The following is a 20,287-nucleotide window of genomic DNA, read 5'->3' as shown; positions in this document are numbered from 1 at the left end:
AGTCAAAATTTGGCGTAAGCTTTTTTATTGGTGTCATGGTGACCGTAAAGTAAATTTTACATAATTTAATCAAGATCGTTGAGATCGAAGGCGATCGGGAAAGGCGAGATGATCAACAAGGAGTGTGTGTTCAGTTTCCAGCAGCTGATGGCCGAAAAAGCTGCTGTAAATCAGATAGTGCTCGACGAATCTCAACGCGAGGTGGTCTTGAGCCTGGATGCCCTGATTAAACCCGTCTCTTCCATCCAGTTTCGACTGTTCAAAAAGACGCATGCTCCGCATCGCGGCCTGTATATCTGGGGCAAAGTGGGTCGAGGAAAAAGCTTTATCGTCGACAGCTTTTTCGCCGTCGCGCCGGTAGAAAACAAACGCCGGGTGCATTTCCACGACTTTCTGCGTGAGCTACACAAAAGATTAAACGATCCCACCAATCCGAATCGTAGTCTTGACGCAGTGTTGGCACTTCAGCTGGGTGATTGCCGGTTACTGTGTTTCGACGAGCTGCATTTGCACGACGTCGGCGACGCCATGCTGGTGAAAAAGTTGATCGAACTGATTGTGGAAAAAGAGATTATTTTCGTGGCAACGTCCAACTATCCGCCAGATCAGTTGCTGTCGAACCCGCTTTATCACGACCGATTTATTCCGGCCATCAATCTGATAAAACAGTCTATGAAAGTCATGTCGCTGGAAGGCGGCCAAGATTATCGACTTCTCGGCGCGAATAAGCTGACACCCTTCTGCGAGGGCGTATTTATTTCTCCTGCAAATGCTATAAAGCGGCGTGAATATGGCTTGCCGATGGCCGGGAAGGAGACGCAATCCCTGGCGGTCGGGCATCGTAGCCTCAAAGTGCGCTCGACGCCCGGCGAATTCCTGCATTTCTCTTTTCATGATTTATGCGCCATGCCGACTGCAGTCATGGACTATCTGGCGTTATGTGAACATTATCGCCGCTGGATAATTGAGGACGTACCGCTTTTGCAAAACGAATCTCCGGCCGTTCAGCAGCGCTTTATCAACGTCATCGACGTACTCTATGATCAGCACTGTCAGCTTTTTCTTCTGAGCGATCATTCACTCGAGGCCATTACTGCGGGCGCGGTGCAGGAAGATATTCAGCGCACCAGAAGCCGCCTGAGCCAGTTAAAAGGATAACCTGCGCCCATTTTTCTCGCTCGAAGGTTCAGGTTTTCAGTGGGAAAGCGATGGATCGGGTAACTCGAATTTTGTCCCCTTCACCACGATTTCCGCAAACTGTAGATGATGCATAAACTCGCGCAGAATAAGCAGCGTGGCGGCAAAGTCATTGTCGTCGGGAAAGCCTTCGAAAGTGGCGGGACGACCATTGATAACCAGTGCCAGACGATCAAACGTGCGCTCGACGGCATCCAGCGAAAGGTGCATTTCCTCGTCTTCGGCGATACCTGCAAGCCGCGCAATGGCTCGAATAGCATTGTCTTCGCTGTGAAGACACGCGTGCGGGGTGATGTCATGGCGCAGGCGCGTCACTTCGTCTTCAACGACCATGATCGCGGTTTCCATTTCGTCCGGCGTTGGCGGTTGATGCCGGAAATAGCCCAGTGAAATCAGTGTCGAACCTAGTGCAAGAGGATGCAGGACGCCGTCGACAGTGACTTGCGTTGCTTCCTTGCCGATGTGTAAAAAGACGGTTGAAGATCCTTCGGTCATACAAGCTCCACGGGGTGGGGGATTCGTAAAGTCTGCACGCGCAATGCGTTGTCAGACAATAGGCGTCGCTCTCAAGTATTGCCCAGAGTAAAGGCTTTAACCATCCAGTCGATAAAAACGCGCACCCTTGGCGAAAGCTGACGATTTCGCGGGTAAAGCAGGGAAACAGGCAGCGATCCCGCCGGAATATCCTCCAGAATCCGCCTCAGGGCACCGCTTTGCAAATCGTCCGCCACGCCATAATGCGGCACCTGAATAATCCCCAATCCGCGTCTTGCCGCCTCTTTCAGGCTTTCGGAACCGCTCACCGTCAGGCTGGTGGCGAGCGTCAACCGCTGCGGCCTGCCGTCGAGAATAAAATTCAGCGGCAAGATATCGCCCGTGGCGCTGGAGCGGAATCCCACCATTTGATGATTTTTTTGCAGCTCGTCAAGGGTGCGAGGCAGGCCCCACTGCGCGATATAGGCAGGACTGGCGCAGGTTATTTCCTGAAAGTGGCCGAGCGAACGAGCCACCATATCGCTGTCTTGCAGTTCGCCGACGCGGATCACGCAGTCGATGCCCTCACGCACCAAATCCACCAGCCGGTCGCCTTCGCTGATAGCCAGTTCAATGTCGGGATACATTGCTAAAAACCGCGCCACACCGGGGAAGATAAAATGGCGTGCCAGCGCCGGGTTGACGTCGATACGCAGCAGCCCCTTTGGCCTGGCATCGGCGAACGCCATTTCGGCATCTTCCACCTCGGCCAGAATCCGCAGGCAGCGCTGATAGTAGGCTTCGCCGTCGAGTGTGGGTCTGACTAAGCGTGTCGTGCGTTGCAGCAGCCTGACATTGAGACGTGTTTCCAGCTGCTTGATGGCGTCGGTAGCTGTAGAACGTTTGAGATGCAGACTTTCCGCCGCCTGCGTGAAGCTGCGTAACTCAACCACGCGCGTAAACAGCTTCATACTGTCGAGTTTGTCCATCGGCGACCTTTTTTGTTCGTTTTTTTCGGATAGTGATAACGAATAGTAGGGGATTATTCGAAAGCGTCAATCAGGCATGATTTCATCATCAATCTTGATTAAACGATTACCCCTTACGAGGATTCACCTATGACAGCTCAATCATCTGCACAAAAAGTGGCATTGGTCACCGGCGGTTCACGCGGTATCGGCGCGGCGATTGCCCAACGTTTGGCGAAAGACGGCTTCGTCGTCATCATCAACTACGTGCGCAGCGCCGACGAAGCGCAAGCCCTGATAAGTAAAATTGAACAGGCAGGCGGACGGGCCATCGCCGCGCAGGCAGATGTCAGTGATGCGGCATCGGTACGCACGTTATTCGACGACGCCGAGCAGGCATTTGGTGGCATCGATGTGCTGGTCAACAATGCGGGCATCATGACGCTTGCTCCGCTGGTTGATACGGACGATAACGCCTTCGATAAACATATGGATATCAATCTTAAAGGCACGTTCAACACGTTGCGTGAAGCGGGAAAAAGGCTGCGCAGCGGCGGCAGGGTGATCAATTTTTCCAGCAGTGTGGTGGGCCTTTACCAGCCGTCATACAGTATTTATGCCGCCACCAAGGCCGCGGTCGAAGCCATGAGCAAAGTCTTTACCAACGAAATGCGTGGCCGCAATATTACGGTCAACGTGATTGCGCCGGGGCCGACGGCCACCGATCTTTTCCTCGACGGAAAGTCGCCGCAGTGGGTGGAACATATCGCAAGACTCGCCCCGCTGGAAAGGCTGGGCGAACCGCAGGATATCGCCGCGACTGTCGCCTTCCTTGCCGGCCCGGACGGCGCGTGGGTCAACGGCCAGATTTTACGCGTGAATGGCGGGATAGTTTAAGGTCTCGGCAGGCCCTCGTCTCTGCCCTCTGCAGGGTAGACCTGGGCGCTTTACTGCCTGTCTCCTTTAATCCCCAAGATAGCTCACATTCTTTTTGTGCGCTCATCGACGTGCAGACGGAAAATATCGGGACGGGCATAGTGGCCAACAGGATCAAAGTCGTAGCGCGCACCCACGAGATCGTCGGTATTGATTTCGGCGACCAGCAGGCCGATTTCACCTTTTAGAGGACCCGCCAGCACATCGCCGAGCGGGCCGACAATCACCGAGCCGCCGTTTATCAGCGGTCTTTCATCGTCCCAATGTTTAACGACCGTGCCTTGCTGCGCAGGGGAAGGCTGATACTGACAGGCGCTGACTACAAACATCCGGCCTTCATGCGCGATGTGGCGCATCGAACATTGCCAGATATCGCGCTCGTCGACCGTAGGCGCGCACCAGATTTCCACGCCCTTGCCGTACATCGCCATGCGCAGCAGCGGCATGTGATTTTCCCAGCAGATGGCGCTTGCGAGACGGCCCGCCCTGGCATCGATGACGGGCAGCGTCGAGCCATCGCCCTGTCCCCAGATCAGCCGCTCCGTTCCGGTCGGCATCAGCTTGCGGTGCCTGGCGACCACGCCTTTCTCCGGCTCGATAAACAGCGAGGTGCAGTAAAGGGTCGAGCCGCTGCGTTCGATAACGCCAATCACCAGACTGGCTCCGGTACGCGTTGATAACCCGGACAGAGCCTCTGTCTCTTCACCGGGAACGATAATGGCATTGTCGACATAGCGGGCGAACTCTTCACGACCTTCCGGGAGTCGATAACCCAGCCGCGTGCCGAAAATCGACCCTTTGGGATAACCCCCGAGCAGCGCTTCGGGCATCACCACCAGGGCTGCGCCGGAAGCGGTAATCTCTTGTTCCCATGACAAAATAGTTTCAAGTGTTGCGGCTTTCCCCTGCGGGGCGGAACCGATTTGCAAGGCGGCGACGATAGACGTGGGCATAAAATTATCTCGACTCGAGGAAGGTGAATTTCTATTCTGGTCAAATTCCGACATTAATCCATGCCCATTCATTTATGACTGATATTGATAGCGTTAATATCGAGGCCATCGACCTCAACCTGTTGAAAGTGCTGGAAGCGCTGCATGAAGAGGGCAGCGCCAGCCGTGCGGCGGTGCGTCTCGGCTTGACCCAGTCGGCGGTGAGTGCTGCGCTGGGGCGCTTGCGTCGTCTTTATGGCGACCATCTGTTTGTCCGCACGGGGCGGGGGTTGTCGCCTACGCTGCGTGCCAACGAGCTGAAACCGCTGGTGAGCGAGGCGCTGGACAAGTGTCGGCAAAGCCTGCAATGGGTGACGGGCGCGCGGGCGGGTTATGCGGGACGATCGCTAAGCCTTGGGCTGTCGGACGATTTCGAACTTGCGCTCGGCAAACAGTTTATCGACAAGCTCGAGCACGAGATGCCCGGTCTGCGCATCGTGTTTCGTCAGACGCACAGCCGCATCGTGGGCGACATGCTGATGAATCGCGAGGTCGATTTGGCGATAGCCTCGGGCGGTTTCACGTCGGCGGCCATCGGCAGCGAGACGCTGGGAGAGGGGCGTTACGCCTGTCTTCTGGATGCACGCCAGCCGCTCGATGCCGATGAAATCGACGCCGGGCAGCGGCTGACCCTGGAAGCTTTCCTGAAACGCCAGCATCTGCTGGTGTCATCGGGTGGCTTTGTGGGAATGGTGGATGAAGTGTTGATTCCACAGGGATTAAAACGCACCGTTCGCGCCTCGACCACCCATTTTTCTGCGCTGCCTTATTTACTGCTCGACAGTGATGCGCTGGCGACAATCCCGCTGCACGCCGCGCGCACACTGGCGAAATACCATCCTTTGCGGCTGATTCAGCCCCCTGTCGCCATGCCCGCCTACGGCATAAATCTGGGCTGGCGACGCGATGCGCTGCGGGATCCGGCGGTGGTTAACATGAAGCAGACGATCGCTGCGATCCTCGCCGATTTCGATTGGCAACAAGGATCGCATGAGCGCGGTGTGTGATATCAGGCGGTGGCGGGTTTTTGACGCTGAGTCAGCCAGCGCGGACGGTAGAACATCACCAGATTGCCCATAAAGATAAGGATCAGGCCGATGACGGCATTGGTATGCCATTGATAGCCTTCATAAAAAGTTGAGACGGTCAGTGCCACCAGCGGAAACAGCAAGGTACTGTAGGCGGCCTGGCTGGCACCGATGCGGCCTACCAGACTGAAATAGATGCCGAACCCGATAACCGATCCAAACACCGCCAGATACACCAGCGATCCGGTATAGGCGGCGGTCCATTCGATGGCGAACGATGCCCCCTGAGCCAGACTGAGCAGGGCCATCACGGCCGCGCCATAGCCCATCGCGTAAGTGTTGGTGCTCACGACGTCCAGCCCGTGCTGCTTGTGACGAGTGCTTATCATATTGCCGAGCGAGAAGCCGTAGGTGCCGAGAAGACTCAGGCCGATGCCTTTGAGCAGTTCCGGTGCAAGGTGAGTGGCGCTCAAGTCGTGCCAGAACAGCGTCACAATGCCTGCCAGCCCGAGAAAGGAGGCGGGAAGCAGCGCCGGAGACAGTTTCTGGCGGAAAAACAGCCTACCGTTGAAGGCGTTGAACAGGACCGACATCGAAAAAATGACCGATTCCAGCCCGCTGCTGATATAGGCCGCAGCATGGTAGAAACAGTAGAAATTAAAGGCAAATACGCAGCAGCCCTGTGCCATGCAGAAGAGGTGATCTTTCATGGCCAGTTTTCGCAGGCGGCGCGTGGCAAGCAGGACGACCAGCATCAACAGGGAAGCCAGCAGGAAGCGGTAGAAAATTGAAACGGTGGCCGCCACCTCGCCCTGCTGGAGATAGATGGCAAACCAGGTGGTGCCCCAGATAAGAATGACGGAAATATAAAGAAGCGCGTTCATGGCGTGTCCTGGCTGAAAAGGGAATCTGCGGCGATTATTCCCTTTGCCCGTTGACTTCGCCTGCATCAACTTGCGGACAGTTGCACATTCTTGCGCTTTTTTATCCCCGACACGGCGTGCGCGCTCGCGCTCGACCCCTGCTAAACATTACACTAACGCTATTCGTTAATCGGGAGAGTACGCCATGCCCCATCGCTACCAGGCCTTTGAAACGCTGAAAAAGCATCAGGCTGTCTTGCATGACAGCGTGCAGCTTGGCTCGGGTATGCAATTGGCGGCCTGGTCGAACCAAGAACGATACCGTGACGCAGGAAGACCCCGATCACCACACCCTGAGTCTTTACATCGCCGACGGCTACGAGTGTTATCACAAAACGCAATCGGGCTGGCGAAACGGGGGCGGGCCGGATCGTTTTTGCCTGATGCCGAAACATAACGTCTCAAGCTGGGATGTCCGCGGCGATCTCTCTTTCGTGCATTTATATTGTACCGACGCGCATTTGCGACAGGTGATAGAACAGACATGGGATCGCAGTCCGGCGTCTATTCTGGTCGATGAACAGGTTTTCCGGGAAGATGCGCAGATTACCCAGCTTTATCGCCACTTTTTGCTGAGCTGTCAGTGGCAGGAAAACAGCAATCGACTGATGCTGAGTACGGCGACTCACCTCCTGGTGACCCATCTGGCGCGGCATTACACCCAACTCCAATGGGCATTGCCGACGTTGCGTGGCGGCCTGTCGCCGACCGTTTTAAATCGGGTGAAAGAGGCGATTCACAGTAATCTGTCTTCTTCCTTGCAGCTTTGCGAGCTGGCCGCCGTGGCCGAATTAAGCGAATTTCATTTCGCGCGGATGTTCAAGCAGTCGATGGGCGTGGCTCCGCATCAATATGTCATGAATGCACGCCTGATTCGGGCCGAAAATTTGTTGCGAAACAGCAATCTGGATATTACCACCATCGCACTCGACTGCGGTTTCAGCTCTCCCAGTCACTTCAGCAACCGCTTTAAATCCCTGCGGGGCGTCGCGCCCTCGACCCTTCGCCAGAGCCGCTGACCTTCAGCACGGACATCCGGTTTTCCCCCGAAACCTCAGCCTGTTATCCTCTCCTTATTCAGCAATGCCTATCGGTTTATCTTAATGTCAAAAGATCTCTGCTTGGAAAGTATGCAGTGGGGTTTGACTACGATAAACTGGACTCATTAGGCCGTCTTAAAGGTGGCAACAGCGCAGGATCAAAGGAATTTCGTGCGGGGTGATTCCCTCGCACGCATAAATAAGGTACAAGGCTGCATGAAAATCCCAAATAGAATCCAACCTCTGGTGGATGACGGCCTGATCGATGATGTGGTCCGTCGACTGAAGAGTGGCAAAGAAGCCGACGTGTACACCGTTTTATGCGGTGAGGAAATCCGTTGCGCCAAGGTTTACAAAGAGGCCACCCAGCGGAGCTTCAAGCAAGCCGTTCAGTATCAGGAAGGGCGCAAGGTACGCAACAGCCGCAGTGCGCGTGCGATGCAAAAGGGCTCTAAATTTGGTCGCAAGCAGCAGGAAGAGACCTGGCAGACCGCCGAGGTTGATGCGCTGTTTCGTTTAGCCAATGCGGGTGTACGTGTGCCGCAGCCTTATATCTGCCTTGATGGCGTGCTGCTGATGGAGCTTATCACCGACGGTGAAGGGCTGGTGGCACCGCGCCTGAGCGATGTCACCTTTACCGAGCAGGAAGCGCTGGAAGGGCACGAGATAATGATCCGCAATATCGTGCGTATGCTGTGCGCCGGGATTGTTCACGGTGACCTGTCCGAATTCAACGTGTTGCTCGATGCGCAGGGGCCGGTGATTATCGACTTGCCACAGGCCGTCGATGCCTCCGCCAATAACCACGCGGAATCCATGTTCGAGCGCGACGTCAACAACATGACCGATTTTTACGGCCAGTTTGCGCCGCAGCTGCTGAAAACGCGCTACGCCAAAGAGATTTGGGCGCTGTATGAAGAGGGTAAACTGACCCCGCAAAGCATTCTGAGCGGTGATTTTGCCGAAGAAACGCATACCGCCGACGTTGACTCTCTGCTGGACGAAATCACCGCCGCCGAAGATGAATACTACGATCGCCAGCGCGCGTTGAAAGAAACGCGAGTAGGCACCTAGCCAAAACCTTCCAGCCGTAACCTCTCCCTCACCGCTGTCGTTAAAAGAAATTGAGACAGCGGTGCTGCCCGCTCGTGACACTGCGCAAAGGCATACTCCGCGCGAACATTGTACGCCTGCGCAATATCTAGCACTCGCACATCGGCACAGGCTGCCAGCCTGCGGGCATAGCTGGCGTAACCAATAAACGCCTCGCATTGCCCGCTGCGAACAAGCCACGCCGCCGCAAGCTCGCCTGGCGGCACCGCAGCACTGTGCGGGCCACCCACCAACGGCAGCGCTGTCTGCCGCAGCCTTTCGCCAACCCCGGCGTGCGTTTTTTCGATGTTGTCGAACAGCTGCCAGGTGTAATCCCCGGAAGGATCGGCATGGGGCGTAGAGGTGCCTACCCGGACATCGGGATGGCGCAAGACATCGAGCCACAGCAGGTCATCGGCGACCCTGTCCTTTGCCACCGTCAGGCACAATCGGTTATAGGTAAACACCTCGACGCGTTGCGCGACGCCCTGTGCCAGCAGACTTTGCGGATGCGCCAAATTGGCGGACGCAAAGAGGTCGACCCTTTCTCCCTGCTCGATACGCTGGCGCAGCAGACCGGCCGGACCAAAATCGGTCAGCACTTTGATTCCGCTACTTTGCCGAAAGCTTTCCATCAGCGGTTGCCACACGGGCCGCAGACTGCCCGCGGCCAACACCTTGAGCGTCGTCATCAGGTTTTTGGCTCACCGGTTGCGGGCGTGTTTTCCCGATAATCGGTATGATAAAAGCGCTGATAATAGGCATCGGCCTGTTTTTGCATATCCACGTCGGCAAACTTTTGCGGGTAAAGCTTTTTCGCCATCCACAGTTCGCCAATCGCCAGCGCTTCGGGCATTGGATAGCCCCACGCCTTGGCGTATTCCGGCATCAGGTAGACGCGGTGGTGTTTAACCGCGTCGATCGTCTGCCATTTGGGATCTTGCGAGATCGCCCTGACGACGCTCGGATAGCGATCCTGCACGAAAATCACCTGCGGATCCCAGGCGATCACCTGTTCCATGCTGACCTGCTTGAATCCCTTGACCGTCGATTCCGCAACGTTAAGCGCGCCTGCATGATTCATCATCAGGCCGGTGTATTTTCCGGAACCATAGGTGCCGAGATCGGGATTGGCCATATAGACCCGAATCCGCTGCTGCGGGGGAAGGTATTGCAGACGATCGCTCACGAGTTTGCGCTGGGCGAAGGTGTAGTCAATCAGTGCAGCCGCCTGTTTCTGGCGATTCACCACTTCGCCAATCAGCGTAATGCCAGTTTTAAGTCCCTGATTATAAGCTTGTTCCTCATCGGTCATCTCCGGGTTCATCTTGTCGGCTTCACCCGGTTTGTCTTCGCGTAACGAGATAGCCACGACCGCGATTCCGGCCTGCGAAATCTGCTCAATCATCTCTTTGGGCGCATAGTTGGTGACAAAAACGACCTGAGGATGCAGAGCAACCAGGCTTTCCAAATCGACGTGGGTTAAATCCCCCAGCGCCGGCGTTTTCAGCAAGCGGGGCGCAAGGCGCGCATAACCGTCGCCGAGTTGCTGCTTCCAGTTAGCCATGACACCCACGATTTTTGAGGTGGCATCGAGCTGCACCAGCAAGTTGAGCGTTTGATGTTGCAGCACGACGACGCGGTCAACCTGATCCGGTATCGTTACCTGACGCCCCAGTTGATCGGTTATCTGTCTTGCCGCCATCGAGGAAAAAGCGCTCAGACTTAATAAGGTACCCAGTACCATGCACGATACAAGCTTGCCTCTGGCGGGGAATTTTTCTAGAAAAGTGTTCAAGGGAAAACCTCGTTATACGTTGTATTTTTTATTATATAGCGCTGTCTGCTTTCTGAACATCACAAACGGGCCGACAATTTGCTGTCATTTTTTGTTCATCATTTATGGGCCAAACGGTCACAAAGCCATGTAATGTTACTTTCCCTGTAAACACATTTTGCTCTGCGGATCTTTGTACCGTGGCTCGGCAATCTGGCTTCCGTCTGCCGTGGCAGGAGGGTGGCATTGTCGATGAACAGAAAAGGACACGAATGATGAAAACCGACATTTCCGAACGTCTGCGTATTGCCAGCCAGATTACCGCACAGGCGGCCGAACTGGCGCTGGGTTACTTTTCGCGCCGCGATGAAATCGATGTCAGCAGTAAACGGACGCAAGACTTTGTGTCGCAAGCGGATGTGGCGGTTGAAAACTTCATCCGCCAGCAGCTAAGTCATTATTTTCCAGACTATCCTGTTATCGGCGAAGAGATGGGCGGACAGTTGAGCGATCGTGCCTGCTGGGTTATCGACCCTATCGACGGCACCTCCAATTTCCTGCGCGGATCGCCGCTGTGGGGCGTTTCGCTCGGGCTGGTGGAACGTCATCGTCCCGTTCTGGGCGTCGTGGCGTTGCCGGTGCTGAACGAGCTGTTTGCTGCCGAAAGTGGCAAGGGGATTTTCCTCAACGGCAAGCCGTTTACCCGTGACAACCGCTTTGCAGACGTGCAGGTACTTTCGCTTGGCGACAGCGCAGACGATAAGCTCGGCGAAGCGGCGGCCTTCTATCGCGGCCTGCGCGAAGCTGACTGGTCGGTGCATTGCTATCACTGTACGACGGTCGGGATGGTGTTCGCCGCAAAAGGCATTCTCGACGGCCATCTCCAGCGCCGCACCACGCTTTGGGACATTGCAGGCGGCGCTGTATTGTGTCAGGAAGCCGGGCTGGAAACGGTGGTCAATTTCGGCGATGAAGGCATTCGTCATCTGTCCATAGCCTGCGGTACGCCGTCGTTGATGGCCGCCGTCAAACCGCTGTGGCCTGATCTTTCGCCACGCTAAATCGGGCTCGCCGCGCCGTAGTCTATAGTTAACAGCAAACTTGACTCGACACTCTGGAGCGGAATGCATGATTATTCTTCACCACCTCAACAACTCGCGTTCCCAACGAATTCTGTGGATGCTCGAAGAGTTGCAGCTGCCTTATACTATCGAGCGCTACCAGCGCGACGAAAAAACCATGCTGGCACCGCCCGCACTCAAGAAGATTCATCCGCTGGGCAAATCCCCTGTATTGCAGGATGGTGATCTTGTTATCGCCGAGTCCGGTGCCATCATCGAATATCTGCAGGAAACCTACGACCCGCTGGGCGCGCTCAAGCCCGACGATGCGCCTTCACGTCTGCAATATCGTTATTGGCTGCATTATGCGGAAGGTTCCCTGATGCCGCTGCTGGTGATGAAGCTGATTTTCGGCAAGCTCGGAAAACCCCCGGTGCCGCTGCTTATTCGTCCTCTCGCCGGTGCCATCGGCAAAGGCGTGCAGCAGCAGTTTCTGGATAAACAACTCGCGACCCACGCGGCCTATCTTGAAGATCACCTGACCAGGAATGCCTGGTTCGCAGGCGATCGTTTCAGTGCGGCGGATATCCAGATGAGTTTCCCCATCGAAGCGCTGGCCTCGCGGGGTCCCATCGAAAAATGCCCGCATCTGCAACGCTGGTTGAAAACCATTCAAGCGCGTCCCGCCTATCAGCAGGCATTGAAACAGGGCGGTCCCTACCAGATTGGCCGCTGAATATTGTAGGTTAAGGGGTCGGGAATCGGCCCCGACCTCCCGCTGCAAGTTATTCCAGCACAACTTTTTAGCCGAAATGTCTTCAAAACGTACGGAAATCTGAAAAACATCGCTAACACAGTTGAAAGCAGAGCATTAATAGCTGGATAATCGTTTGCTTAGCCGTATCCACGACTTTTAAAAACCGCCGTATGCGATGAGCGTTAAGCGTTTGCCCTGGCTTTATGCAGCCCATTTTCGACGTTCACGCCGAAGATTGGCTGCATTCATCCTTTAGCCGGGTAGGGAAGCGAACGACAAGAAACGATTTCATAATGACCACGCAGGCATTTCAGTAGCACATTCAGAGGACTCCACCATGTCTCAACCACAGTCTCAAGCGGGCGGCAGCGTGACGCCTAAAGGATCGCTTGATGCTTTCTTCTCGATAAGTGCGCGCGGCAGCAACGTGCGTCAGGAAATCATCGCCGGTCTGACGACCTTTCTGGCGATGGTCTATTCGGTTATCGTCGTGCCGTCGATGCTGGGCAAGGCCGGATTTTCGCCAGCCGCCGTGTTTGTCGCGACCTGTCTGGTCGCCGGATTCGGCTCTCTGCTGATGGGTCTGTGGGCCAATCTGCCGCTGGCTATCGGCTGCGCGATTTCGCTGACGGCGTTCACCGCCTTTAGTCTGGTTATCGGCCAGCACATCAGCGTGCCGGTTGCGCTGGGCGCAGTATTTTTGATGGGCGTGCTGTTCAGCATTATTTCCGTTACCGGGATTCGTTCGTGGATCCTGCGTAATCTGCCCGCCGGTGTGGCGCATGGCACCGGTATTGGTATCGGCCTGTTTTTGCTACTGGTGGCGGCCAACGGCGTGGGTCTGGTTATCAAGAATCCGCTCGACGGCCTGCCGGTCACTCTTGGCGCTTTTACCTCCTTTCCGGTCGTGATGACGCTGCTGGGTCTGGCGGTAATCTTCGGGCTTGAGAAACTGCGCGTGCCGGGCGGCATTCTGCTGGTTATCATCGCGATTTCGATAATCGGCCTGATTTTCGATCCCGCGGTGAAGTATCAGGGCCTGTTCGCCATGCCTTCTCTGACCGATGCCAACGGCCATTCAGAATTCTTTAATCTCGATATCATGGGCGCACTGAAAGGCGCGGTTTTGCCGAGCGTTCTGGCGCTGGTCATGACCGCCGTGTTCGATGCGACGGGCACTATCCGCGCGGTTGCGGGTCAGGCCAATCTGCTGGATAAAGACGGGCAGATAATCAATGCAGGCAAAGCGCTGACCGCAGATTCGGTGAGCAGCATTTTTGCCGGTCTGGTAGGCGCAGCACCGGCGGCGGTGTATATCGAATCCGCCGCAGGCACGGCGGCAGGCGGTAAAACCGGTCTGACGGCAACCGTTGTCGGCGTGTTGTTCCTGCTGATGCTGTTCCTGTCGCCGCTTTCGTATCTGGTGCCGGCCTACGCCACGGCGCCTGCGCTGATGTATGTCGGCCTGCTGATGCTGAGCAATGTCACCAAGCTGGATTTCAGTGATTTTGTCGATGCCATGTCCGGCCTGCTGTGTGCGGTATTCATCGTGCTGACCTGCAATATTGTCACCGGCATCATGCTGGGCTTCAGCTCACTGGTCGTGGGCCGTCTCTTCTCCGGTGAATGGCGCAAGCTCAATCTCGGCACCGTTATCATCGCCGTCGCGCTGGTTGCGTTCTACGCAGGCGGTTGGGCGCTTTAACTTTTGAAGCCCCTCGAGTCTCATGCTTGAGGGGCGTTGACACACTCCTGCCGCATTCATAACCCAACAAAATTTGTTAACAAGCCTTACAATTCAGATTCAGAAATCTGCAATTTTTCTCCGTCGTAGAAATGAATTACTATCAAAGTGTCGTGCAGGTTCTGCCTGCGTCCTGCTTCAAGCATTAACTAAAAACAAGAGTCTAAGGAAAGCATGGAAATATTTTTTACCATTCTGATTTTGATTCTGGTGGTGTCGCTCTCCGGTGTCGTTACCAGGATGTTGCCGTTCCAGGTCCCACTTCCTCTCATGCAAATCGCCGTAGGTGCCTTGCTCGCCTGGCCGAACTTTGGTCTTCACGTCGATTTTGACCCCGAACTGTTCCTGGTATTGTTTATCCCGCCGCTGCTGTTCGCCGATGGCTGGAAGACGCCAATGCGCGAATTCCTGCACAAAGGCCGCGAAATTCTGGGTCTGGCGCTGGCGCTGGTGCTGGTCACCATTATCGGCGTCGGTTATCTAATTTACCTGATGGTGCCGAATATCCCGCTGGTGGCGGCATTTGCGCTGGCTGCGGTGCTGTCGCCGACGGATGCCGTGGCGCTGTCGGGCATTGTGGGCAAGGGACGCATTCCAAAATCCATCATGGGCATCCTTGAAGGCGAGGCGTTGATGAATGACGCGTCGGGTCTGGTCTCCCTGAAATTTGCCATTGCGGTGGCGATGGGCACGATGGTGTTTACCGTGTCCGGCGCGACGGTAGAGTTCCTGAAAGTCGCGATTGGCGGCCTGCTGGCCGGTGTGGCCGTGACCTGGCTGTACAGTAAATCGCTACGCATCATGAGCCGCTGGAGTGGCGATGACCCGGCGACACAAATCGTCCTGCTGCTGCTGTTGCCTTTCGCCTCCTACCTGATCGCCGAACATATTGGCGTATCGGGTATTCTGGCCGCCGTGGCCGCCGGTATGACGATCAGTCAGTCGGGGATTATCCGCAACGCGCCGCTGGCGATGCGCCTGCGTGCAAACAGCGTCTGGGCGATGCTGGAGTTCGTGTTCAACGGCATGGTGTTTATCATGTTGGGTCTGCAATTGCCGGGCATTCTTGAAAGCTCGCTGGATCAGGCAACGCATGACCCGAGCATTGTGACCTGGCACCTGTTTGCCGATGTCGGCATCATCTATTTTGCGCTGTTGCTGCTGCGTTTTGCCTGGCTGTGGCTGATGAAAAACTTCAGCAATCGCCTGCTGAAAAAGCGTCCGCTGATGTTTGGTGATTTCTCGACCCGTGAGTTGTGGATAGCTTCGTTTGCCGGTGTGCGCGGGGCGATTACGCTGGCCGGTGTGCTGTCGATTCCGCTGTTCCTGTCTGACGGCACGGCGTTTCCGTCGCGCTATCAGCTGGTCTTCCTCGCGGCCGGGGTCATCCTGTTCTCCCTGATTGCCGGAGTGGTCGCGTTACCCTTCCTGCTGCGCGGTGTGAAGGTCGATAAATCGTCCTATCGTGAAGAAGAGCGCATGGCGCGTTCCGTGTCTGCGGAAGTGGCAATCGAAAGCCTGCACAAGATGGAAGAGCGTCTGGCGGCCGATTCCGAGGAGAATATCGACGAGCAGACCCTGAAAGAGATAAGTTCACGGGTCGTCGGTAATCTACGTCGACGCACCGTCGGCAAGGATGATATCGAAAACGCGCTGATGCTTGAAAACCTTGAACGCCGTTTCCGACTGACGGCGCTGCGTGCGGAGCGAGGCGAGCTTTACCATCTGCGCGCGACACAGCGAATCAGCAACGAAACGCTGCAAAAGCTGCTTCATGATCTCGACCTGCTGGAAGCGTTACTGGTCGAAAAAGAAGTCTGACCTTGATTCGATAAACGAAAAAGCCCGCCGGTTTGCACTGGCGGGCTTTTTTTGCCTCGATGAATCAGTGAATAATCTGCGCCAGAAACTCGCGGGTACGCGCAGATTTCGGGTTGGCAAAGAACTCTTCGGGCGGTGCCTGTTCGACGATTTCGCCGCGATCCATAAAGATAACCCGATCGGCCACAGTACGGGCAAAGCCCATCTCGTGCGTAACGCACAGCATGGTCATGCCTTCGTCCGCCAGTCCAATCATGGTATCCAGCACTTCTTTCACCATTTCGGGGTCCAGCGCCGACGTCGGCTCATCGAAGAGCATGATTTTCGGCTTCATGCACAGGGAGCGGGCGATCGCCACACGCTGCTGCTGTCCACCGGAAAGCTGACCGGGAAACTTGTGCGCGTGCTCGGCAATCCGCACGCGTTGCAGGTATTTCATCGCCAGTTCTTCCGCCTCTTTCTTGGGCATCTTGCGCACCCAGCAAGGTGCCAGCGTGCAGTTCTGCAACACGGTCAGGTGCGGGAAAAGATTAAAGTGCTGGAACACCATGCCGACTTCGGTACGGATGCGCTCGATATTGCGCAGGTCGTCGTTGAGTTCGGTTCCGTCCACCACAATGCGCCCCTGCTGATGCTCCTCGAGGTGATTGATGCAGCGAATGGTGGTCGACTTGCCCGAACCGGACGGCCCGCAGAGGACAATACGTTCGCCGGCGGAGACGTTCAGGTTGATGCCTTTCAACACGTGGAACTGTCCGTACCATTTGTTGACGTCTTCCAGAGTGATCATCATTTTTTTAGCTTCAATGACGTTATGGTCGGTCATTTTATACCTCAGTGTGCGGAGTGCCCGGTGTGAAAGCGTTTTTCCAGATGCTGGCTATAACGCGACATGCTAAAACAGAAAATCCAGTAAACGGCGGCGGCGAAGACATAGCCTTCGGTCGACATGCCCAGCCATTCCGGTGCCACGGTGGCCTGCTGTACGCTGCTGAAAAAGTCCATCAGGCCGATGATGATGACCAGACTGGTATCCTTGAACAGCGCAATAATGGTGTTGACCAGACCGGGAATGACCATCTTCAGCGCCTGCGGCAGAATGACCAGCATCTGCGTGCGCCAATAGCCGAGCGCCAGCGACTGGGCGGCTTCGGTCTGTCCTCTTGGCAGCGCCTGCAAACCGCCACGCACCACTTCGGCGACATAGGCAGACTGGAACAGCACCACGCCGACCAGCGCGCGCAGCAGCTTGTCGATGCTGGTGCCTTCGCTCATAAACAGCGGCAGCATCACCGAGGACATAAACAGCACGGTGATAAGCGGCACGCCACGCCAGAACTCGATGAAAATCACCGACAGCACGCGCACGATAGGCAGTTGGGAACGCCGCGCCAGCGCCAGCAAGATGCCGAGTGGCAGCGCACCGGCGATACCGACGGCGGCTATCACCAGCGTCAGCGTCAGGCCGCCCCATTGATAGGTTTCAACGCGGACCAGCCCGAAATAGCCGCCATACAGCATGAACCAGGTAAACACCGGAAACGCCACGGCCCAGCAGGCGATGTACAGCCCGCGACGCGGCATGGCCGACAGGAACATCGGCACCAGCGACAGCAGGCCGACAATCAGCGTAGTGTTGATTCTCCAGCGTTGATCAATCGGGTAGAGGCCATACATGAACTGGCCAAATCGCGCGTGGATAAACACCCAGCACGCGCCTTCTTTGGTGCAGTCCGCGCGCGTGGTGCCGACCCAGTTGGCCTGAAAGATGACCCAGTTCAGCAGCGGCGGGACCAGTTCCCACAGCAGCCAGACGAAAAGCAGGGTCAGCAGGCTGTTGAACCAGCTGGAAAACAGGTTCTTGCGCGCCCATTGTACGGCGCGGCCGACCGGCGTACCGGCTTTGGCACCTCTGACGGATTGAGGGAGTGTTGTCATCGTCATTCGTTTCCCTTAACGCTCGACCAACGCAATGCGTCGGTTGTAGATATTCATCAGGAACGAGATCACCAAACTGATAATCAGGTAAACCGACATGGTGATGGCGATGGTTTCGATGGCCTGCCCGGTCTGGTTCAGCACCGTACCGGCAAACAGCGACACCATGTCCGGATAGCCGATAGCGGCCGCCAGCGAGGAGTTTTTGACGATGTTGAGATACTGACTGGTCAACGGCGGAATGATCACCCGCATCGCCTGCGGCAGGATAACCTGGCGCAGCGTGACCGGATTCGGCAGGCCAAGCGACCGCGCCGCCTCATGCTGACCATGAGAAACCGACTGAATGCCCGAACGAATGACTTCGGCGATAAAGGTCGAGGTATACACGGACAGCGCCAGCGTCAGCGCGCCGAGTTCCGGAATCAGCACCATGCCGCCGCCAAAGTTGAAGCCGCGCAGTTTTGGAATATCCCAATGCAGCGCCGGGCCGAAAATCAGCTGCGCAACCACCGGGAACAGCACCAGCATCGCGAGGCACCACGGCCAGATACGCCACACAAGCCCGGTATGAATCTGGCGGAAGTGGTTATAGCGCTTGAGGAACAGAATGCCGCCGACGGCCAGCAGCAACGCCACGATCATCGGCCAGAAACCGGCGGCCATGTCGGGCGAAGGCAGGTAAAGTCCGCGGTTGCTGGCAAAGACCGTATCGAAGGCATTCAGGCTCTGACGGGGTCCCGGCAGATTGCGCAGTACCGCAAAATACCAGAAGAAGATTTGCAGCAGCGGCGGAATATTACGAAACGTTTCGACGTAGACGGTACAGAGTTTGCGAATCAGCCAGTTGTCTGAGAGTCGTCCCAAACCCACGATAAAACCCAGCAGAGAGGCAAACACGATACAGAGCGCCGACACCAGCAACGTGTTCAGCAGGCCAATCAGGAAGACGCGCGCGTAGGTGTCGCCTTCCTCGTAACTTATCAGGTGTTGGACGATGCCAAAACCGGCACCGCGATCGAGAAAACCAAAGCCCGAGGTGATCCCTCGCGTCGTTAGATTGGTAATGGTGTTGTGTAACAGGTAGCCCAAAAAGGCGACCAGTAATACGACCGCTAAAATTTGATAAAGCCAGGCACGAACCGCAGGATTGCGCAGCGTAAAGGCGACTTTTTGGGTTGGGCGTTGCGACATAGGACAGCCTCAGTATGCGGTAATTCGGGTGTTTCAGTTTTGATTGGAAGCGGCACGCCAGGGATGAGGTGGCGCGCCGCTTGCCGGCAGGAATTAACGAACCGGTGGTGCGTACTGAATACCGCCCTTGTTCCACAACGCATTCTGGCCGCGTTTGATTTTCAGCGGGCTGCCTTCGCCAACGTTGCGGTCAAAGCTCTCGCCGTAGTTCCCCACCTGTTTCACGATTTTCACCACAAAATCGTTTGGCAGTTTGAGGTCTTCGCCGTATTTACCGGTTTTACCCAGCAGGTTGCTCATGTCTGGCGTGGTCGGGTTGGCTGCCATCGCCTCGACGTTTTTGGAGGTCACGCCCATTTCTTCGGCGTTCAGCATGGCGAACCAGCGACCAGCGAACGATTTCCAGCCAGTCTTCATCACCACGACGAACCACAGGACCCAATGGCTCTTTGGAGATGACTTCCGGCAGAACGATGTAATCATCCGGCTTGCTCAGCGACTGGCGCAGCGCATAAAGCTGGGACTGGTCGGAAGAAAGGGTATCGCAACGGCCTGATTCCAGCGCCTTGGCGCTGTCGCTCGACCGGTCGAAGGTCACCGGCGTGAAGGACATCTTGTTGGCTTTGAAGTAGTCGGCGACGTTCAGCTCGGTATCGGTACCGGCCTGCAGGCAGACGGTTGCACCGTCGAGCTCTTTCGCACTTTTCAGGTCGGCTTTTTTATGTGCCAGGAAACCGATGCCGTCGTAGTAGTTGACGCCGGCGAAGATCATGCCCATGCCGCCATCGCGGGATGAGGTCCAGGTCGTGTTGCGGGAGAGCACATCGACTTCACCTGACTGCAACGCGGTAAAACGCTCTTTTGCCGTGAGCTGGGTGTACTTCACTTTTGTGGCATCACCAAATACCGCCGCGGCCACGGCGCGACATACGTCGACATCCAGACCGGTGGTGTTGCCTTTATCATCCTTGGAAGAGAAGCCTGGCAAACCGTCGCTGATACCACATTTGATAAAGCCGTTTTTCTTGATGGTATCCAGAGTCGTGCCTGCCTGGGCCTGTCCGGCCAGAGTGACAAGACTTGCAGCGGCAATCAGGGTTGAGAGCAATATTTTTTTCATAAATCGTCCTGTGAGGCGAGAGCGAAAATTATTATTTTCGAGTGCCGGAGCACCCTGTCTATTTATGGGGCAAAGCCCTCAGCTCTGAATCGTGCGAGCAAGACGGCTAAAGCAAAGGGAGTGCCAACATTGAAAAGGCTTAGTAATCAAGTACCGCGACGATATTGACCAGTAACATTAATACCGACAAGGAGATTTATTGACCTAAATTGGGGCGTTGTAAAT

At 55.9% G+C, this 20,287-nt stretch carries 17 protein-coding genes and 2 pseudogenes; 9 read left to right on the top strand and 10 right to left on the bottom strand.

Going from position 1 to position 20,287, the window contains the following annotated elements; genetic code table 11:
• Positions 1-108 precede the first annotated feature (108 nt).
• Positions 109-1,158 carry a cell division protein ZapE gene (gene zapE / locus O1V66_RS15530; RefSeq protein ID WP_045048287.1) on the top strand — a complete coding sequence of 350 codons (1,050 nt, stop codon included), beginning with the start codon at positions 109-111 and terminating at the stop codon, positions 1,156-1,158.
• A 36-nt stretch (positions 1,159-1,194) separates the two neighbouring features.
• On the opposite strand, the gene O1V66_RS15525 is transcribed toward zapE, so the two are convergent.
• Complete coding sequence (locus tag O1V66_RS15525; RefSeq protein WP_045048288.1) at positions 1,195-1,692, bottom strand: hypothetical protein; 498 nt, start codon at positions 1,690-1,692, stop codon at positions 1,195-1,197.
• A gap of 71 nt (positions 1,693-1,763) precedes the next feature.
• On the bottom strand, positions 1,764-2,660 hold the full coding sequence (locus tag O1V66_RS15520; protein WP_045048289.1) for a LysR family transcriptional regulator: 897 nt from the start codon (positions 2,658-2,660) through the stop codon (positions 1,764-1,766).
• A gap of 129 nt (positions 2,661-2,789) precedes the next feature.
• On the opposite strand from O1V66_RS15520, the gene O1V66_RS15515 reads away from it, so the two are divergent.
• Positions 2,790-3,536, top strand: a complete 747-nt coding sequence (locus O1V66_RS15515; RefSeq protein ID WP_045048290.1) for an SDR family oxidoreductase — start codon at positions 2,790-2,792, stop codon at positions 3,534-3,536.
• Positions 3,537-3,619: 83 nt separating this feature from the next.
• Here O1V66_RS15515 and O1V66_RS15510 read toward each other — a convergent pair whose 3' ends face one another.
• Entirely contained in the window at positions 3,620-4,528 is a 909-nt protein-coding gene (locus O1V66_RS15510) for a carbon-nitrogen hydrolase family protein (protein WP_269127898.1), read from the bottom strand.
• A 74-nt stretch (positions 4,529-4,602) separates the two neighbouring features.
• On the opposite strand from O1V66_RS15510, the gene O1V66_RS15505 reads away from it, so the two are divergent.
• The gene (locus O1V66_RS15505; RefSeq protein ID WP_045048596.1) at positions 4,603-5,574 is read left to right on the top strand and encodes a LysR substrate-binding domain-containing protein; all 972 of its coding nucleotides are present in this window, start codon (positions 4,603-4,605) and stop codon (positions 5,572-5,574) included.
• A 2-nt stretch (positions 5,575-5,576) separates the two neighbouring features.
• On the opposite strand, the gene O1V66_RS15500 is transcribed toward O1V66_RS15505, so the two are convergent.
• Positions 5,577-6,479, bottom strand: a complete 903-nt coding sequence (locus tag O1V66_RS15500) for a DMT family transporter (RefSeq protein ID WP_045048292.1) — start codon at positions 6,477-6,479, stop codon at positions 5,577-5,579.
• 184 nt (positions 6,480-6,663) lie between these two features.
• Between O1V66_RS15500 and O1V66_RS15495 the strand changes: the two are divergent.
• Together O1V66_RS15495 and O1V66_RS15490 are read left to right on the top strand one after the other, a co-directional pair.
• Positions 6,664-7,537, top strand: a pseudogene (locus O1V66_RS15495) (helix-turn-helix domain-containing protein).
• A gap of 237 nt (positions 7,538-7,774) precedes the next feature.
• Positions 7,775-8,632: a PA4780 family RIO1-like protein kinase gene (locus O1V66_RS15490; protein ID WP_269127897.1), complete on the top strand. Its 858-nt coding sequence runs from the start codon at positions 7,775-7,777 to the stop codon at positions 8,630-8,632.
• Here the strand turns inward: O1V66_RS15490 and O1V66_RS15485 are convergent.
• The gene (locus O1V66_RS15485) at positions 8,629-9,342 is read right to left on the bottom strand and encodes a substrate-binding domain-containing protein (protein WP_045048295.1); all 714 of its coding nucleotides are present in this window, start codon (positions 9,340-9,342) and stop codon (positions 8,629-8,631) included. The two genes, O1V66_RS15490 and O1V66_RS15485, sit on opposite strands and share 4 nt — an antisense overlap.
• Positions 9,342-10,397 (bottom strand): ABC transporter substrate-binding protein, encoded by a 1,056-nt coding sequence (locus O1V66_RS15480; protein WP_045048296.1) that lies wholly within the window; start codon positions 10,395-10,397, stop codon positions 9,342-9,344. Before O1V66_RS15480 ends, O1V66_RS15485 begins: the two co-directional genes overlap by 1 nt.
• A gap of 230 nt (positions 10,398-10,627) precedes the next feature.
• Between O1V66_RS15480 and O1V66_RS15475 the strand changes: the two genes are divergently transcribed.
• From O1V66_RS15475 to O1V66_RS15460, 4 genes are all read left to right on the top strand, one after another.
• Positions 10,628-11,488 (top strand): inositol monophosphatase family protein, encoded by an 861-nt coding sequence (locus O1V66_RS15475; protein WP_241481422.1) that lies wholly within the window; start codon positions 10,628-10,630, stop codon positions 11,486-11,488.
• Positions 11,489-11,555: 67 nt separating this feature from the next.
• Complete coding sequence (locus O1V66_RS15470; protein ID WP_045048298.1) at positions 11,556-12,224, top strand: glutathione S-transferase family protein; 669 nt, start codon at positions 11,556-11,558, stop codon at positions 12,222-12,224.
• A 358-nt stretch (positions 12,225-12,582) separates the two neighbouring features.
• The gene (locus O1V66_RS15465) at positions 12,583-13,950 is read left to right on the top strand and encodes an NCS2 family permease (protein WP_045048299.1); all 1,368 of its coding nucleotides are present in this window, start codon (positions 12,583-12,585) and stop codon (positions 13,948-13,950) included.
• Positions 13,951-14,163: 213 nt separating this feature from the next.
• Entirely contained in the window at positions 14,164-15,810 is a 1,647-nt protein-coding gene (locus O1V66_RS15460) for a Na+/H+ antiporter (RefSeq protein ID WP_045048300.1), read from the top strand.
• 64 nt (positions 15,811-15,874) lie between these two features.
• Here O1V66_RS15460 and O1V66_RS15455 read toward each other — a convergent pair whose 3' ends face one another.
• The 4 genes and pseudogenes from O1V66_RS15455 to O1V66_RS15440 form a co-directional block, all read right to left on the bottom strand.
• A complete protein-coding gene (locus tag O1V66_RS15455) occupies positions 15,875-16,636 on the bottom strand; it encodes an amino acid ABC transporter ATP-binding protein (RefSeq protein ID WP_045048301.1) in 762 nt (253 codons plus the stop codon).
• An 8-nt stretch (positions 16,637-16,644) separates the two neighbouring features.
• Positions 16,645-17,754: an amino acid ABC transporter permease gene (locus O1V66_RS15450; protein ID WP_045048302.1), complete on the bottom strand. Its 1,110-nt coding sequence runs from the start codon at positions 17,752-17,754 to the stop codon at positions 16,645-16,647.
• 9 nt (positions 17,755-17,763) lie between these two features.
• A complete protein-coding gene (locus O1V66_RS15445; protein WP_045048303.1) occupies positions 17,764-18,942 on the bottom strand; it encodes an amino acid ABC transporter permease in 1,179 nt (392 codons plus the stop codon).
• A gap of 93 nt (positions 18,943-19,035) precedes the next feature.
• Positions 19,036-20,062: pseudogene (locus O1V66_RS15440) on the bottom strand (amino acid ABC transporter substrate-binding protein).
• Positions 20,063-20,287: the final 225 nt, after the last annotated feature.

The sequence above is a fragment of the Rouxiella chamberiensis genome (assembly GCF_026967475.1).
GTDB classification, from domain to species: Bacteria; Pseudomonadota; Gammaproteobacteria; order Enterobacterales; family Enterobacteriaceae; genus Rouxiella; species Rouxiella chamberiensis.
This window is presented reverse-complemented; position numbering and strand designations above follow the sequence as displayed.

Coding starts and splice junctions, on each gene's coding strand:
- zapE (WP_045048287.1), top strand. CDS start 109: ATGATCAACAAGGAGTGTGTGTTCAGTTTCCAGCAGCTGATGGCCGAA.
- O1V66_RS15525 (WP_045048288.1), bottom strand. CDS start 1,692: ATGACCGAAGGATCTTCAACCGTCTTTTTACACATCGGCAAGGAAGCA.
- O1V66_RS15520 (WP_045048289.1), bottom strand. CDS start 2,660: ATGGACAAACTCGACAGTATGAAGCTGTTTACGCGCGTGGTTGAGTTA.
- O1V66_RS15515 (WP_045048290.1), top strand. CDS start 2,790: ATGACAGCTCAATCATCTGCACAAAAAGTGGCATTGGTCACCGGCGGT.
- O1V66_RS15510 (WP_269127898.1), bottom strand. CDS start 4,528: ATGCCCACGTCTATCGTCGCCGCCTTGCAAATCGGTTCCGCCCCGCAG.
- O1V66_RS15505 (WP_045048596.1), top strand. CDS start 4,603: ATGACTGATATTGATAGCGTTAATATCGAGGCCATCGACCTCAACCTG.
- O1V66_RS15500 (WP_045048292.1), bottom strand. CDS start 6,479: ATGAACGCGCTTCTTTATATTTCCGTCATTCTTATCTGGGGCACCACC.
- O1V66_RS15490 (WP_269127897.1), top strand. CDS start 7,775: ATGAAAATCCCAAATAGAATCCAACCTCTGGTGGATGACGGCCTGATC.
- O1V66_RS15485 (WP_045048295.1), bottom strand. CDS start 9,342: ATGACGACGCTCAAGGTGTTGGCCGCGGGCAGTCTGCGGCCCGTGTGG.
- O1V66_RS15480 (WP_045048296.1), bottom strand. CDS start 10,397: ATGGTACTGGGTACCTTATTAAGTCTGAGCGCTTTTTCCTCGATGGCG.
- O1V66_RS15470 (WP_045048298.1), top strand. CDS start 11,556: ATGATTATTCTTCACCACCTCAACAACTCGCGTTCCCAACGAATTCTG.
- O1V66_RS15465 (WP_045048299.1), top strand. CDS start 12,583: ATGTCTCAACCACAGTCTCAAGCGGGCGGCAGCGTGACGCCTAAAGGA.
- O1V66_RS15460 (WP_045048300.1), top strand. CDS start 14,164: ATGGAAATATTTTTTACCATTCTGATTTTGATTCTGGTGGTGTCGCTC.
- O1V66_RS15455 (WP_045048301.1), bottom strand. CDS start 16,636: ATGACCGACCATAACGTCATTGAAGCTAAAAAAATGATGATCACTCTG.
- O1V66_RS15450 (WP_045048302.1), bottom strand. CDS start 17,754: ATGACGATGACAACACTCCCTCAATCCGTCAGAGGTGCCAAAGCCGGT.
- O1V66_RS15445 (WP_045048303.1), bottom strand. CDS start 18,942: ATGTCGCAACGCCCAACCCAAAAAGTCGCCTTTACGCTGCGCAATCCT.